General features: G+C 69.8%; 12 protein-coding genes. 11 read left to right on the top strand and 1 reads right to left on the bottom strand.

From position 1 onward, the window contains the following. The first annotated feature begins 97 nt into the window (after nt 1-97). The 11 genes from ACFW16_RS25240 (at nt 98) to ACFW16_RS25190 (ending at nt 12,385) form a co-directional block, all read left to right on the top strand. A complete protein-coding gene (locus ACFW16_RS25240; RefSeq protein ID WP_380310245.1) occupies nt 98-1,318 on the top strand; it encodes an aromatic ring-hydroxylating dioxygenase subunit alpha in 1,221 nt (406 codons plus the stop codon). 31 nt (nt 1,319-1,349) lie between these two features. Further along, nucleotides 1,350-2,981 (top strand): phytoene desaturase family protein, encoded by a 1,632-nt coding sequence (locus ACFW16_RS25235; protein WP_380310243.1) that lies wholly within the window; start codon nt 1,350-1,352, stop codon nt 2,979-2,981. 34 nt (nt 2,982-3,015) lie between these two features. Then, on the top strand, nt 3,016-4,056 hold the full coding sequence (locus ACFW16_RS25230; RefSeq protein ID WP_380310241.1) for a succinylglutamate desuccinylase/aspartoacylase family protein: 1,041 nt from the start codon (nt 3,016-3,018) through the stop codon (nt 4,054-4,056). A gap of 41 nt (nt 4,057-4,097) precedes the next feature. Next, nucleotides 4,098-4,868 carry an ABC transporter substrate-binding protein gene (locus ACFW16_RS25225; protein ID WP_380310239.1) on the top strand — a complete coding sequence of 257 codons (771 nt, stop codon included), beginning with the start codon at nt 4,098-4,100 and terminating at the stop codon, nt 4,866-4,868. Nucleotides 4,869-4,878: 10 nt separating this feature from the next. Beyond that, nucleotides 4,879-5,592, top strand: a complete 714-nt coding sequence (locus ACFW16_RS25220) for an ABC transporter permease (protein WP_380310237.1) — start codon at nt 4,879-4,881, stop codon at nt 5,590-5,592. Between the two features lie 3 nt (nt 5,593-5,595). After that, nucleotides 5,596-6,342, top strand: a complete 747-nt coding sequence (locus ACFW16_RS25215; protein WP_380310235.1) for an ABC transporter permease — start codon at nt 5,596-5,598, stop codon at nt 6,340-6,342. A 124-nt stretch (nt 6,343-6,466) separates the two neighbouring features. After that, nucleotides 6,467-7,300 (top strand): transporter substrate-binding domain-containing protein, encoded by an 834-nt coding sequence (locus ACFW16_RS25210; protein ID WP_380310234.1) that lies wholly within the window; start codon nt 6,467-6,469, stop codon nt 7,298-7,300. Nucleotides 7,301-7,304: 4 nt separating this feature from the next. After that, the gene (locus tag ACFW16_RS25205; protein ID WP_380310232.1) at nt 7,305-8,294 is read left to right on the top strand and encodes an amino acid ABC transporter permease; all 990 of its coding nucleotides are present in this window, start codon (nt 7,305-7,307) and stop codon (nt 8,292-8,294) included. A 176-nt stretch (nt 8,295-8,470) separates the two neighbouring features. Continuing rightward, on the top strand, nt 8,471-9,772 hold the full coding sequence (locus ACFW16_RS25200) for an ABC transporter substrate-binding protein (RefSeq protein WP_380310229.1): 1,302 nt from the start codon (nt 8,471-8,473) through the stop codon (nt 9,770-9,772). A gap of 73 nt (nt 9,773-9,845) precedes the next feature. Then, complete coding sequence (locus ACFW16_RS25195; protein ID WP_380310226.1) at nt 9,846-10,487, top strand: ThuA domain-containing protein; 642 nt, start codon at nt 9,846-9,848, stop codon at nt 10,485-10,487. Further along, entirely contained in the window at nt 10,484-12,385 is a 1,902-nt protein-coding gene (locus ACFW16_RS25190) for a DUF2264 domain-containing protein (protein WP_380310224.1), read from the top strand. Before ACFW16_RS25195 ends, ACFW16_RS25190 begins: the two co-directional genes overlap by 4 nt. Nucleotides 12,386-12,476: 91 nt before the next feature. Here the strand turns inward: ACFW16_RS25190 and mdoH are convergent, their stop codons facing one another. After that, entirely contained in the window at nt 12,477-14,558 is a 2,082-nt protein-coding gene (gene mdoH / locus ACFW16_RS25185) for a glucans biosynthesis glucosyltransferase MdoH (RefSeq protein ID WP_380310222.1), read from the bottom strand. Nucleotides 14,559-14,577 lie beyond the last annotated feature (19 nt).

Raw genomic sequence — 14,577 nt, 5'->3', positions numbered from 1 at the left:
CGGCTTGACACCGGTCGGCTTGACGGTTGACCACCTCTCCGAAGCTGTTATACGGTTGTATAACAAGGCGGCCGGCAAGGCCGCGGGAGGCCAGCCAATGATCGAACCGATGCATCGCCGCGCCGAGGCGGCGCCGACCGAGACGCGGCTGCCGGATGACGATGTCAGCCTGCCGGCCTGGATCTACCGCGACCCGGAGTTCTTCGCGGTCGAGCAGGAGGCGCTGTTCCGCACCTCCTGGCAGGTGGTCTGCCACCTGAACGACATTCCCGAGCCGGGCGACTTCCACACCTTCGAGTTCCTGGGCGAGAACGTGGTGGTGCTGCGCGGCCGCGACGGGGCGGTGCGGGCCTTCCACAATGTCTGCCGGCACCGCGCCGCGCGGCTGCTGGACGGGCCCAAGGGCCAGTGCGGCAGCCGCATCGTCTGCCCCTACCACGCCTGGACTTACGAGCATGACGGCCGGCTGGTCGGCATGCCGCAGCGCTCCAGCTACGGCGATTTCGACTTCGGCGGCCACGGGCTGGTCCCGGTCGAGCACGAGGTGTTCTGCGGCTTCGTCTTCATCCGCCTCGTCCCGGGCACACCGAGCGTGGCCGAGATGATGGGCGGCTATGCCGAGGAGATGGCGGCCTACCGGATCGAGGAGATGGTGCCGCTGGGCCGGGTGACGCTGCGGCCGCGCTCGGTCAACTGGAAGAACGTCGCCGACAACTATTCCGACGGGCTGCACATCACCGTCGCCCATCCCGGGCTGACCCGGCTGTTCGGCCGCGGCTACGGCGTCGAGGCCAGGCCCTGGGTCGACAAGATGTGGGGCCAGCTGCAGGAGCGGCCGTCGGCCGTGCTGTCGGAGCGGGCCTACCAGCACTTCCTGCCGGAGGTCCCGCATCTGCCGCCGGAGCGGCAGCGGCTGTGGACCTATTTCAAGCTCTGGCCCAACGTCGCCTTCGACATCTACCCGGACCAGATCGATTTCATGCAGTTCATCCCGGTCTCGCCGACCGAGACGGTGATCCGCGAGATCGCCTATGTCCATCCGGACCACCGGCCCGAGATGAAGGCCGCGCGCTACCTGAACTGGCGGATCAACCGCCGGGTCAACCTCGAGGACAAGACGCTGATCGACCGGGTGCAGGCCGGCATGGGCTCGTCCAGCTACACCGTCGGCCCGCTCGGCGAGACCGAGGTCTGCCTGCGCAGCTTCGCCCGGGCGATGCGCCGGCTGATCCCGGAAAGCCGGCTGCACCGCCCGCCGCCGGCGGGCTGGAGCCTGCGGCGCGAGGCGTCGCAGGCGCCGGCCTTCGCGGCAGAGTAAAGTTCAGCAAAACAGGGCCGGGCGGATCCTCATGGCGAACTCACAGGTCTTCGACGTCGCGATCATCGGCGGGGGCCACAACGGCCTGGTCTGCGCCGCCTATCTGGCGGCAGCCGGGCTGAAGGTGACGGTGCTGGAGCGGCGCCGCGTCGTCGGCGGCGCCGCGGTGACGGAGGAGTTCCATCCCGGCTTCCGCAACTCCGTCGCCTCCTACACGGTCAGCCTGCTGAACCCGAAGGTGATCCGCGACCTCGACCTGCCGGGGCACGGCCTCAAGGTGATCGAGCGGCGGCTGGCCAATTTCCTGCCGGTCGACGACGGCCGCGCCCTGATCGCCGGCCCGGGCGGCCGGACCAAGGTGGAGATCGCGAAGTTCTCCGCCCGCGACGCCGAGCGCTACGACGCCTACAGCAACCGGCTCGAAGCCATCGCCGACGTGCTGCGCGACATCGTGCTGCGCACCCCGCCGAACGTCGTCGAGGGCGGCTGGTCGGCGGCGCTGCCGGAGCTCGTCCGGGCCGGGTCGCTCGGCAACCGGCTGCGCAAGCTCGACATGGTGATGCGGCGCGACCTCTTGGACCTGTTCACCAAATCGGCGGCCGACGTCCTCGACGGCTGGTTCGAGACGCCGGCGGTGCAGGCGCTGTTCGGCTTCGACAGCATCGTCGGCAACTACGCCAGCCCCCACCATCCCGGCACCGCCTATGTGCTGCTGCACCATGTCTTCGGCGAGGTGAACGGCAAGAAGGGCATCTGGGGCCATGCGGTCGGCGGCATGGGCGCCATCACCCAGGCGATGGCGAAGTCGGCGGCGGCGCGCGGCGCCGTGATCCGCACCGACGCCGCGGTGCGGGAGGTGATCGTCGAGGGCGGCCGCGCCGTCGGCGTGGTGACCGAGGCGGGCGAGGCCATCCGCGCCGGCTGCGTCGTCTCCAACCTCAACCCGAAGCTGCTCTACGGCAGGCTGGTCGACCCGGCGGCGCTGCCGGCGGACTTCCGCGAGCGCATGGACCGCTACAAATGCGGCTCCGCCACCTTCCGGATGAACGTGGCGCTGTCGGAACTGCCGGACTTCACCTGCCTGCCCGGCAAGGCGTTGGCCGACCACCACACCAGCGGCATCATCATCGGCCCCAGCCTCGACTACATGGACCGTGCCTATCTGGACGCCAAGGCCGCCGGCTGGTCGAAGGCCCCGATCATCGAGATGCTGATCCCGTCCACGCTCGACGATTCGCTGGCGCCGCCCGGCCGGCACGTGGCCAGCCTGTTCTGCCAGCATTTCGACCCGAACCTGCCGGACGGGGCCAGCTGGGACGATCATCGCGAGGCGGTGGCCGACCTGATCATCGACGCGGTCGATGCCTGGGCGCCGAACTTCAAGGCGGCGGTGCTGGGCCGCCAGATCAACAGCCCGCTCGATCTCGAACGGACCTTCGGCCTGGTCGGCGGCGACATCTTCCACGGCGCGCTGTCGCTGGACCAGATCTTCTCGGCCCGGCCGGTGCTGGGGCATGGCGACTACCGGGCGCCGGTGCCCGGCCTGTACATGTGCGGATCGGGGACCCATCCGGGCGGCGGCGTCACCGGGGCCCCCGGCCACAACGCGGCGCGCGAGATCCTGGCCGATTTCAAGCGACGCCGCCTGAGGCGCGCGGCATGATCATGCTCCCATCCGGAGACAGAGCAGGACAGGCATGGACCGATCCTGGGACGTGATTCCTGGCGATATGCCGGGCCTCGAATGGCGCCTCCCGGTGCTGCGCTTCAAGGGGCGGGGCGGTGGTCCATCCGCCTATCTGCAGGCGGCGCTGCATGCCGAGGAACTGCCCGGCGTCATCGCCATCGACGCGCTGTGCGCGAAGCTGCGCCGGGCCGAGGCCGCCGGCGACATCCGGGGTGACATCACCATCGTGCCCTGGGCCAACCCGATCGGACAGCAGCAATGGCTGCACGGCTCCGGCCAGGGGCGCTACGACTTCGACAGCCGGGTCAATTTCAACCGCGGCTTCCCGCTGCTGGACCGGCCCGACCCGTCGCTGCTGCCGGGCGACGATGCCGTGCTCACCGCGACCGAACGGCTGAAGGGCCGGCTGGTCCGCCTGGCGCTGCCCTGCGAGATCGTCCTCGACCTGCATTGCGACGATGAATCGCCGCTCTACCTCTACATCCCCACGGCGCTGTGGCCGGCCATGTCCGACCTGGCCGCCGCGATGGGGGCGGACACCGTGCTGCTCTGGGACGGGGATGGCGGCGGCGCCTTCGACAGCGCCTGCCTGGAACCCTGGCTGCGCACGGGCGACCTGGCCGGGCGCGCCGTGTCGACGGTCGAACTGCGCGGGATGGGCGACGTCGATGTCGGCCTGGCCGAGGCCGATGCGGCCGGGCTGTTCCGCTTCCTGGCGGGCCGCGGCGTGATCGCCGGCGATGCCGGGCCGCCGCCCGGCTGGGCGGGCCCGGCCGTGCCGCTCGGCTGGGTCGAGATGATCAAGGCGCCGGCGGGCGGCGCGATCTCCTTCGCCCGCAAGCCGGGCGACCGGGTCGAGGCCGGGGACCTGCTGGCGACGATCCTGGTCCGGCCGGGCGAGGAAGGGGGCGGGGTGCCGGTGCGGGCACCGCAGCCGGGCGTGGTCATGACCCGCCGCGCGCATCGCCGGACCCGCCCGGGGGACGATCTGATGAAGCTGGTCTGCCGGTCGCCCAGCGCGACGTCTAGGCCCGGCCCCCTCGAACCCTGAGGGGCGCCACCGTCGAAGCAAGAAACAGGGAGCGCAGAGCAATGGACCGTCCGATCCTTTCCGCCTGTCTGGCGATCGCAGTGACCTTTTTTGCAGGCTCGGCCGCGGCGCAGGAGGTGGTGCGCATCGGCACCACGCCGGAATCCTACCCGCCCTTCACCTGGGTCGATGCCCAGGGCAAGCTGAACGGCTTCGAGATCGAGATCGGCGAGGCGCTCTGCGCCCAGATGCAGGTGAAGTGCGAATGGGTGCTGCAGAGCTGGGACGGCATCATCCCGGCGCTGCAGGAGAAGAAGTTCGACGCCATCATCGCCTCGATGTCGATCACCGATGAGCGCAAGCAGGTCGTCGATTTCAGCGACAAATACTACGACTCGCCGGCGATCTTCGTCGGCCCCCGGAGCGAGGCGATCGAGATCTCGCCCGCGGGTCTCGAGGGCAAGACCGTCGGCGTCCAGGTCTCGACCATCCATGCCAACTATGTCGAGGCGAAGTACAAGGGCATCGTCACGATCAAGACCTACGACACGCAGGAGAACGCCAATCTCGACCTGATCGCCGGCCGCGTCGACCTGCTGCTGGCGGATTCGGTGGCGCTGATGGACGGCTTCCTGAAGTCGCCGGATGGCGCCGATTTCGAGGTCAAGGGGCAGCCGATCCGCGACCCGCTGCTGGGCAGCGGCGCCGGCATCGCGGTGCGCAAGGGCGACCCGCTGGCCGCCAGGTTCTCCGCCGCGATCAAGGCGATCCGCGCCAACGGCCTCTACAAGACGATCAACGACAAGTATTTCGGCTTCGACATCTACGGCTGAGGCCGCGGCGATGGAGGACCTCGCCGCCCTGCTGGGCTTCGGGGAGAAGGGGTGGGGGGCGCAGCTCCTGGCCGGGGCGCTGGTGACGGTGGAGATCGCCGTCGCCTCCACTCTGGTCGGGCTGGTCCTCGGGCTGCTCGGGGCCTGGGCCAAGCTGGCCGGGCCCCGGCCGCTGCGGGCCCTCGGCAACGCCTACACCACCATCGTCCGCGGCGTGCCGGACATCCTGATCATCCTGTTCGTCTATTACGGCGGCACCAGCGCCCTGCGGTCGCTGATCGGCCTGGTGGTGCCGGGGGTGACGGTGGAGATCGACGCCTTCGCCGCTGCCGTCGCCTCGCTCGGCTTCGTCTCCGGCGCCTATGCGACCGAGCTGTTCCGCGGCAGCATCCTGGCGGTGCCGCCCGGGCAGGTCGAGGCGGCGAAGTCGCTGGCCCTGCCGCCGCGGGTGATGTTCTTCCGCGTGGTGCTGCCCCAGGCGATGCGCTTCGCCCTGCCGGCGCTCGGCAATCTCTGGGTCGTGGTGCTGAAGGACAGCGCGCTGATCAGCGTGGTCGGATTGCGCGATCTCGTGGGCAGCGCCGCCACCGCCGCCGCGACCACGCGCATGCCCTTCACCTTCTACGCCGTGGTGGCGCTGATCTTCCTGCTGCTGACCATGGTTTCGGTCGGGCTGTTCCAGCTGGCCGAGCGCGCCTATGGCCGCGGTTTCCGGGGGGCCTGAGCGATGGATCTCGATTTCGTCCAGCGCATCCTCGGCAACCTCTTCGATGGCGTCCTTATCACCATCGTCCTGGTGACGGCATCGATGGTCTGCGGCAACGCCCTGGCCGTGCCGGTGGCGCTGGCCCGGGTGTCGCGGCGCTGGTGGCTGAAGGCGCCCGCCTTCCTGTTCATCCTGTGCATCCGCGGCACGCCGCTGATCGTGCAGATGTTCATGATCTATTACGGCCTGGCGCAGTTTCCGGCGGTGCGGCACAGCGTGCTGTGGCCGATCCTGCGTGAGCCGATGTGGTGCGCGGTGATCTCGCTCAGCATCAGCACCGCCGCCTATTCCGGCGAGGTGCTGCGCGGCGCCATCCAGGCGGTGCCGCGCGGCGAGGTGGAGGCCGCGCGTTCGGTCGGGATGCGCCGCGGCCTGATGCTGCGCCGGATCGTGCTGCCGATCGCGCTGCGACAGAGCCTGCCGGTCTTCGCCAACGAGACGGTGCTGCTGCTCAAGGCCAGCGCCATCGTCTTCACCATCACCGTGCGCGACCTGATGGGCGAGGCCAACATCATCCGGGCGCAGACCTTCCGCACCTATGAGCCGCTGATCACCGCCGCCGTGATGTATCTGGTCCTGACCTGGATCATCGTCCGCGGCTTCGCCTGGCTCGAATCCCGGCTGGGCACCCACCGGCGGGCGATCTCGGCCGCGGCGCCCGGGCGCGTTGCGCCCGCCACGGCAACCGTGCCGCTCGACGCCCGCTGACCCAAAAGGGGGAGGGGCCGGTTCGGCCGCCTTGCTGATTGTGCAGCGCGGCGGCGCGGGATTAGGCTTGCCTGGGACGGACGCCCGGAAGAGACGCCGTCTCTGCACCACTGGGAGATCGAGCATGCGTTTGCGCAGCATCGTCCTGGCCGTCGCCGCCATGGGCGTCCTGTCCTCGGGCCCGGCCTTCGCCGGCGCCGTTCTGGACCGGGTCATGCAGAACAAGAAGATGGTGATGTCGACGGATCCGGAATATCCGCCGCAATCCTCGCTCAACGCCAGCAACCAGTTCGAAGGCTTCGACATCGATGTCGGCACCGAGATCGCCAAGCGCCTCGGCGTCTCGATCGAGTTCGTCACCCCGGGCTGGGAGACCATCGTCTCCGGCAAATGGGCCGGGCGCTGGGACGTCTCGGTCGGGTCGATGACCCCGACCAAGGCGCGGGCCGAGGTGCTCGACTTCCCGGCGATCTACTACTACACGCCGGCCGCCCTGGCGGTGCATTCGGCCAACACCACGATCAAGACCCCGGCCGACGCCTCGGGCAAGAAGATCGGCGTCGGCGCGGCCACGACCTATGAGAACTACCTGCGTGGCGACCTGGTGATCGACGCCGCCGGCGCGCCGGCATTCCAGTTCGTGGTCAAGGACGCCAAGATCCAGGCCTACGATACCGACGTGCCGGCGCTGGACGACCTGCGGCTCGGCGACGGCACCCGGCTCGACGCGGTGGCGACGGCGCTGCCGACGATCGAGGGCGCGATCAAGAACGGCTACCCGATCAAGGTGGTGGGCTCGCCCCTGTTCTACGAGCCGCTGTCGGTGGCGATCGAGAAGGGCGATCCGGAGCTGAACGCCAGGCTCGCCGAGATCGTCAAGGCGATGCATGACGACGGCACGCTCAGTACGCTCTCCGTGAAATGGTACGGGGTCGATCTGACCAGGCCCGCGGCCTGACAGCGTGATCCGCCTGTTCGAGGCCCTGGCGCAGCCGCTGCTGCTGCGTGGGCTTCTGTTCCTGCTCTCCATCGCCGTGCTGGCAGGCTTCGACTATGGCGGGCTGGTCGCGCGGCTGGCGGAGGTCGTGCCGGCGCTGGCCCTGCCGGCCGGCCAGGCGGCCGGGCCCTGGCTCGTCATCGCCGTCCTGGCCGCCCTGGTGGTGCTGAATTTCTGGCTGCTGTCGCACCTGCCGTTCCGGGCCCAGGTGACGATCATCTGGCTCGAGCTGCTGGCCCTGTTCGCGGCCTTCTGCTGGAGCTTCGGCCTCAGCTATTCCTTCATGGCCGACCGGGCGCCGATCCTGCTCGGGCTCGAGCTGCGCGACGGCTTCATCCAGGGCGCGGCGCTGACCCTGTTCATCTGTGTCGTCTCGATCGCGATCTCGACCGTGATCGCGCTCGCCGCGGCGCTGGCCCGGCTGTCGGACAGCGGCCCGGCCTTCGGCGTCGCCACCTTCTACACCTCCTTCTTCCGCGGCACGCCGCTCCTGCTGCAGACCATGCTGATCTATCTCGGCCTGCCGCAGCTCGGTCTCGTCATCGACGCCATCCCGGCCGGCATCATCGCCCTGTCGCTGTGCTACGGCGCCTATATGGCCGAGATCTTCCGCGCCGGCATCCTGGCGGTCCCGCGCGGCCAGTCCGAGGCTGCGCTGTCGCTCGGGCTGAAGCCGGCCGAGGTCACCTGGCTGGTGGTGCTGCCCCAGGCGATGCGGCTGATCATCCCGCCGACCGGCAACCAGTTCATCGCCATGCTCAAGGACTCGTCCCTGGTCTCGGTGATGGGGGTCTGGGAGATCATGTTCCTGGCCCGCACCCACGGCCGGGCCGAGTTCAAATACATGGAGATGCTGATCGTCGCCGCGCTGATCTACTGGGCGATGTCGGCGGTGTTCGAGCTGATCCAGGCGCGCATCGAGAAGCGCTTCGGCAAGGGCGTCTCGGCCCGCTGAGTCGGGCCCGGGCTGCCGCTTCGAGATATATCCAGTTGGTTACATCCGGCGGCGCCGCGAGGCAGGGCTTGGCTTGGTCATTCCTCATTTGACATCGTGCGAGGCGGAACAATAATAAGTAACCAAACGGTTATAACGTGGCGGCCGAACGCCGCCGTGCCAGGGGAGGCAAACCGATGAAGGTTTTCAACCGACGATCGTTCCTGCAGGGCTCCATCGCCGCCGGGGCCGCCGCCGGGGCCGCGCTGTCCTTCGGCGCCGGCAGCGCCATGGCCGCGGAGACGCGGCTGCGCATGACCTGGTGGGGCTCGCAGGAGCGCGCCAAGCGCACCCAGGACGTGGCCAAGCTGTACGAGCAGAAGGCGCCGGACGTCACCATCGTCGGCGAGCCGCTCGCCGGCGACGCCTACTGGACCAAGCTGTCGACGCAGATGGCGGGGCGCAACGTCTCCGACATCTTCCAGCTCGAGCCCAGCACCGTCTCCGACTACTCCAAGCGCGGCGCCTGCATGGCGCTGGACCCGTTCATCCCCAAGCCGCTCGACGTCGAGGCCTTCGGGGCCAAGATGCTCGACCTGTGCCGGGTCGACGGCAAGATCTACGGCGTCGGGCTCGGGCTGAACTCCTTCTCGATGTTCTACGACACCACCGTCTTCGCCAAGGCCGGCATCCCGGTGCCGACGCCGGACACGACCTGGACCCAGTTCGCCGAGCTGGCGGCCGAGCTGACCAAGGCGGCCGGCAAGGACCAGCTCTGGGGCGCGGCCTACGGCGCCCGCTACGCCTATGTGCTGGACGTCTGGCTGCGCCAGCGCGGCAAGACCCTGTTCTCGCCGGAAGGGTCGATCGGCTTCGGCGTCGAGGACGCCAAGGAGTGGTACGCCTACTGGGAGGATCTGCGGGCCAAGAACATCTGCGTCTCGGCCGATCTGCAGACCCAGGACCAGAACACCATCGAGACCAACCCGCTGACCCGCGGCAACGCGGTGATGGGCTTCACCTATTCCAACCAGCTGATCGGCTATCAGGCGATGATGCCGAACAAGCTCGGCATTACCATGGTGCCGGCGCTCGGCGGCGGCGCCCCGTCCGGCCACTACTACCGGCCGGCGCTGATCTGGAGCATCGGCGCCACCTCGAAGAACGGCGAGGCGGCGGCCGCCTTCATCGACTTCTTCGTCAATGACGTCGAGGCCGGCAAGATCCTGGGCGTGGAACGCGGCGTGCCGATGTCGCCGAAGGTGCGCGAGGCGATCCTGCCGCAGTTGAACGAGACCGAGCGGGCGACGGTCGACTACGTCAACCTGCTGGCCGACAAGGTCAGCGCCTATCCGCCGCCGGCACCGGTCGGGTCGCAGCAATTCGACCGCGACGTGGTGCGCAAGACCGCGGACCAGGTCGCCTTCGGCAACCTGTCGATCGACGAGGCGGCGCAGCAGCTGGTCGATCAGGGGAAGGCGATCCTGCGGCCGAAGTGAGCGAAGTTGGAAGTGAGGGCGGCATGACCGGTCTTCCGGCCGTGCCGCCCGACCGGGAGCGAAGGGAATCGCGATGAAACGCGCCATGATCGTCTGGGGCGGCTGGGAAGGGCACGAGCCCGAGCCGGGCGCCGCCTACGTCGCCGCGATGCTGCGCGACGAAGGCTTCGAGGTCCGGGTCGAGGGCGACATCAATGCCTTCGCCGACCCGGCGCTGCGCGACATGGACCTGATCGTGCCGTGCATCACTCGCGCCGCCATCGCCAAGGAGCCGCTGGACAACCTGCTGGCCGCGGTGCAGGGCGGGGTGGGGATCGCCGGCTATCACGGCGGCCTGGCCGGCTCGTTCCGCGAGGCGGTGGGCTTCCACTTCATGGCCGGCTGCCAGTGGGTGGCGCATCCCGGCGGCATCATCCCGTTCCGGGTCGAGGTCACCCGGCCAGACGATCCGATCATGCAAGGGATCGGCGACTTCGACTACCGGTCGGAGCAGTACTACCTGCATGTCGACCCGATCGTGGAGGTGCTGGCCACCACCACCTTCTCGGGCGAGCACGCCCCCTGGATCGACGGCGTGACCATGCCGGTCGTGTACAAGAAGCGCTACGGCGCCGGGCGGGTGTTCTACACCGCGCTGGGCCATGTGGTGCGTGAGTTCGAACACCCGCAGATGCGCGAGATCCTGCGCCGCGGCCTGCTCTGGGCATCCCGATGACCGATACCGCCGAACGCATCCGCGCCAATCCGCTGGCCAGCCGCGCCGATGGGCAGCGCCTGCTGCGCGACCTGACCGCGCCGCTCGAATCCGGCTTCAGCCCGGGCCGGGCGCAGATCCGGCTGGGGCTGGATTCCGCCCATTTCAACCGCAAGGCGCAGTGGTTCGAAGGCTATGCCCGGCCGCTCTGGGGCCTGGCGCCCTTGCATGCCGGCGGCGGCGGCTTCGACTTCTGGGACAAGTTCCGCGAGGGGCTGGCCAGCGGCACCGATCCCGACCACCCGGAGTACTGGGAGGCGGTCACCGATCTCGACCAGCGCTCGGTCGAGATGGCGGCGCTGGGCTTCGCCCTGGCGCTGGCGCCGGACAAGCTGTGGGAGCCGCTGCCGGAGGCGGCGAAGCAGCGCGCGGCGGGCTGGCTAGGGGGCATCCAGTCGGTCGAGATGGCCGACAACAACTGGCACTTCTTCCCGGTCATGGCCGGGCTGGGGCTGGAGCGGGCGGGCGTGGCCATCGACACCGCGTCGCGCGACCGGCACCTGGCCCGGATCGACCAGTTCATCGGCGCCGAGGGCTGGTACGGCGACGGCGAGGGCGGCTGGATCGACCACTACAACGGCTTCGCGCTGCACTTCTACGGCCTGATCTACGCCGCCCATATGGGAGGGCGGGACCCCGCCCGGGCCCAGGCCTACCGCGACCGCGCCCAGGCTTTCGCCCAGGGCTTCCGCCACTGGTTCGGGGCCGACGGCGCGGCGCTGGCGATCGGCCGGTCGCTGACCTACCGCTTCGCCATGGCCGGGTTCTGGGGCGCCCTGGCCTATGCCGGGGTCGAGGCGCTGCCCTGGGGCCAGATCCGCGGCCTCTGGGCCCGGCAGATCCGCTGGTGGATGCGGCAGCCGATCCTCGACGCCGCCGGCCGCCTGCCGGTCGGTTACCGCTGGCCGAATTATTTCATGAGCGAGGAGTACAACTCCCCCGGCTCCCCCTACTGGGCGTTCAAGGCCTTCCTGCCGCTGGCCCTGCCGGACAGCCATCCGTTCTGGACGGCGCGGGAGGAGGAGCTCGACGCCCCGGACGGCACCGCCACGCTGCGCGGCGCTTCCATGGTGGTGCGGCGCAGCGGCGGCGACGTGGTGGCGCTGCCGGCCGGCCCGGTTCGCACCGAGATGCGCGGCTCGACCGACAAATACGGCAAGCTGGCCTATTCCTCGCGCTTCGGCCTGGCGGTGGAGGCGGATCGCTGGCTGCATGTCGGCTTCTGCGGCGACAACATCCTGGCGGTCAGCCGCGACGGGCAGGAGTTCCGGTCCCGCGGCGCGCTCGCCGCCTCACGGGTGGGCGAGGGCTGGATCGAAACCGTCTGGCAGCCCCTGGCCGGGGTCAAGGTGACGACGCTGCAGGCCTTTGCCGGCGACTGGGAGCTGCGGCTGCACCGCGTCGCCGCCGATGCGCCGCTGGCGGTGATCGAGACCGGCCATGCGGTGCCGGCGCACAGCCGCACGCGGGGCAAGCTGAAGCAGGCCTTCGACAGCCGGGAGCCGGGGCCGCAGGGCCTGACCCTGGCCGTCGACGACGGCCACGCCTCCAGCCTGGCCGATCTCGGCGGGCTGCGCCGCGCGGTCGAGGCGGATGTGGCGCCGAACACCCATCTGGTGTTCCCGCAGGCCTCGGTGCCGGCCCTGGTCGGCCGGATCGGCGCCGGCGAGACGCTGCTGGTCACCCTGGCACGGCCGACCCATGGCCTCGACCCGGCCATGCTGGCGGCCACGCTGCCCGCGGCCGACGACCTGCGCGCGATCGCCGAGGCCGCCGGCTGGAACGCGGCCATCCTCGACTGGGCGACGGTGCCCCGCAGCCTGGAAGTCCGCAGCCGTCCGGTCGCGGAGTGGCAATAGCGTAGGTTGGGTTCGCGGCACGCGAACCCAACATTGGTTCGGGCGGTGTGATGTTGGGTTCGCCGAGGCGAACCCAACCTACGGGATCGCCTCAAATCCGCGGCGCGGCCTGCAGGCGGCCGCCCGCCAGGGCGGTCAGGTGCAGCTCGCTCAAGGATCGCGGATCGAACAGCAGCGCCGTCTTCTCGTCGCGGCCGAGGGCGCTGGTGGCGAGCGTGCCGGGGCCGCCGGCGGTCAGCTTGCGCCGCGCCGCCTCGACCAGCTTCGGGTCCTCGCGCCCGGCCTCGGGCGACCCGGTCAGCAAGGTCATGTGGATCGCATTGGCCAGCGGGTCGCGGATCACCGTCGCCAGCCCGTCCTCGACCGGCTTGGTGGTGGCGGAAAGCTGCTCGCCCAGGGCCGTGGCCTCGACCACGATCTGCGGCTTCTGCCGCTCCTCCGGCGTCACCAGCAGGCCCAGCTTGCGGGCCCAGACGCCGGTGGAATGGCGCGATGTGATCACCGACAGCGGGATCGACAGCAAGAGGCCGATCACCAGCGGCGACAGCCAGGCCAGCATCGAAGGCGAGATCCACAGCGCCACCACGCCCAGCACGGCGCCGAAGATGGTGTGGCCGCGATGCATCTGCATCGCGTCGGCCCAGGTCGTGCCGCGGTCGTCGCGCGACTGCGTGCCCCAGCCGGAATCGCGGCCGAGGAAGGCCTGCAGGACGAAGCTGGAGTGGAACAGCATCATCACCGGCGCCTGGAAGATCGAGAAGAAGGTTTCGAACAGCAGGCTCAGGAGCGCCCGGAAGGCGCCGCCGTAACCGGCGGCCAGGCGGCGGTCGAACAGCAGCAGCGTCCAGCCGAAGATCTTCGGCGCCAGCAGCATCAGGAAGGAGATCACCAGCAGGCGCACCGCCAGCGTCTGGTCCTGCACCGGCCAGACCGGGAACAGGGACTCCGCCGTCGGGAAATAGACCGGGATCTCCAGCTTGTGCTCGAGCGCCGTCAGCATGCCGATGCAGATGAAGACCAGCCACAGCGGCGAGGAGACGTAGCTCATCACCCCCATCGCCATGTGCTGGCGCGACAGCGGGTGCAGGCCGCGCGCTACCAGGACGCGCAGATGCTGCATGTTGCCCTGGCACCAGCGCCGGTCGCGCTTGGCGTGGTCGATCATCGTCGGCGGGCATTCCTCGTAGCTGCCGCCGAGCTCCGGCACCAGCCAGGCGGTCCAGCCGTTGCGCCGGATCAGCGCCGCCTCGACGAAGTCGTGCGACAGGATGTGGCCGCCGAAGGGCGGCCGCCCGGACAGGATCGGCAGGCCGCAGCTCTCGATGAAGGCGCGGGTGCGGATGATCGCGTTGTGGCCCCAGTAGTTGCCGTCGCCGAGCTGCCAGAAGGCCAGGCCAGCGCTGACGATCGGGCCGTAGAGGCGCCCGGCGAACTGCTGCATCCGGGCCCACAGCGTGTTGCGGTTCACCACCAGCGGCGGCGCCTGGATGATGCCGGCGCGCGGATTGGCCTGCATCAGCCGGGCCATGGTGACCAGCGTATCGCCGGCCATCAGGCTGTCGGCGTCCAGCACCACCATGAAGTCGTAGCGGGCGCCCCAGCGGGTGCAGAAATCGGCGATGTTGCCGGCCTTCTTGGCGACGTTGTGCCGGCGCTTGCGGTAGAAGATGCGGCCGCTGCCCTCGGTGCGGCGGCACAGCGCGCTCCAGCCGATCTCCTCCGCCACCCAGACGTCGGGGTTGGTGGTGTCGCTCAGGATGAAGATGTCGAAGGCGTCGAGATGGCCGGTCCGCGCCAGGCTGTCGTGGATCGCCTGGAGGTTGGCATAGATGCCGGTCGTGTCCTCGTTGTAGACCGGCATCAGCACCGCGGTGCGGCTCTTCAGCGGCGCCACCGCCTCGGCCCCCTGCGGCCACGCCAGGCCGGGCTGGCCCCAGCGCAGCAGGAGGGTCAGGAAGCCGGGCAGGGCGGTCCAGAAGGACAGCGCGATCCAGGAGAAGTTGATGGCGAACATCACCACCAGGGCCAGCTCCAGCCCGGTGACGCCGCCGACCGACAGGAAGCGATAGAGGGCGAAGGCGGCCGCCAGGGTCGACAGCGCGGTCGCCCCGAAGACGGCGAGGCGGCGCCAGCGGGCCGCGAAGGCGTAGGACGCCGCTTCGAGTCCGGTCATCGGCTAGGAGATTGCCTTT

This window comes from Inquilinus sp. NPDC058860 (genome assembly GCF_042743185.1).
GTDB lineage: Bacteria > Pseudomonadota > Alphaproteobacteria > DSM-16000 > Inquilinaceae > Inquilinus.
Note: the sequence above shows the minus strand (reverse complement) of the source record. Positions and strands in the feature narration are given on the sequence as shown.

Excerpts from the sequence above, each read along its gene's own strand:
- ACFW16_RS25240 (WP_380310245.1), top strand. The coding sequence starts at position 98 with ATGATCGAACCGATGCATCGCCGCGCCGAGGCGGCGCCGACCGAGACG.
- ACFW16_RS25235 (WP_380310243.1), top strand. The coding sequence starts at position 1,350 with ATGGCGAACTCACAGGTCTTCGACGTCGCGATCATCGGCGGGGGCCAC.
- ACFW16_RS25230 (WP_380310241.1), top strand. The coding sequence starts at position 3,016 with ATGGACCGATCCTGGGACGTGATTCCTGGCGATATGCCGGGCCTCGAA.
- ACFW16_RS25225 (WP_380310239.1), top strand. The coding sequence starts at position 4,098 with ATGGACCGTCCGATCCTTTCCGCCTGTCTGGCGATCGCAGTGACCTTT.
- ACFW16_RS25220 (WP_380310237.1), top strand. The coding sequence starts at position 4,879 with ATGGAGGACCTCGCCGCCCTGCTGGGCTTCGGGGAGAAGGGGTGGGGG.
- ACFW16_RS25215 (WP_380310235.1), top strand. The coding sequence starts at position 5,596 with ATGGATCTCGATTTCGTCCAGCGCATCCTCGGCAACCTCTTCGATGGC.
- ACFW16_RS25210 (WP_380310234.1), top strand. The coding sequence starts at position 6,467 with ATGCGTTTGCGCAGCATCGTCCTGGCCGTCGCCGCCATGGGCGTCCTG.
- ACFW16_RS25200 (WP_380310229.1), top strand. The coding sequence starts at position 8,471 with ATGAAGGTTTTCAACCGACGATCGTTCCTGCAGGGCTCCATCGCCGCC.
- ACFW16_RS25195 (WP_380310226.1), top strand. The coding sequence starts at position 9,846 with ATGAAACGCGCCATGATCGTCTGGGGCGGCTGGGAAGGGCACGAGCCC.
- ACFW16_RS25190 (WP_380310224.1), top strand. The coding sequence starts at position 10,484 with ATGACCGATACCGCCGAACGCATCCGCGCCAATCCGCTGGCCAGCCGC.
- mdoH (WP_380310222.1), bottom strand. The coding sequence starts at position 14,558 with ATGACCGGACTCGAAGCGGCGTCCTACGCCTTCGCGGCCCGCTGGCGC.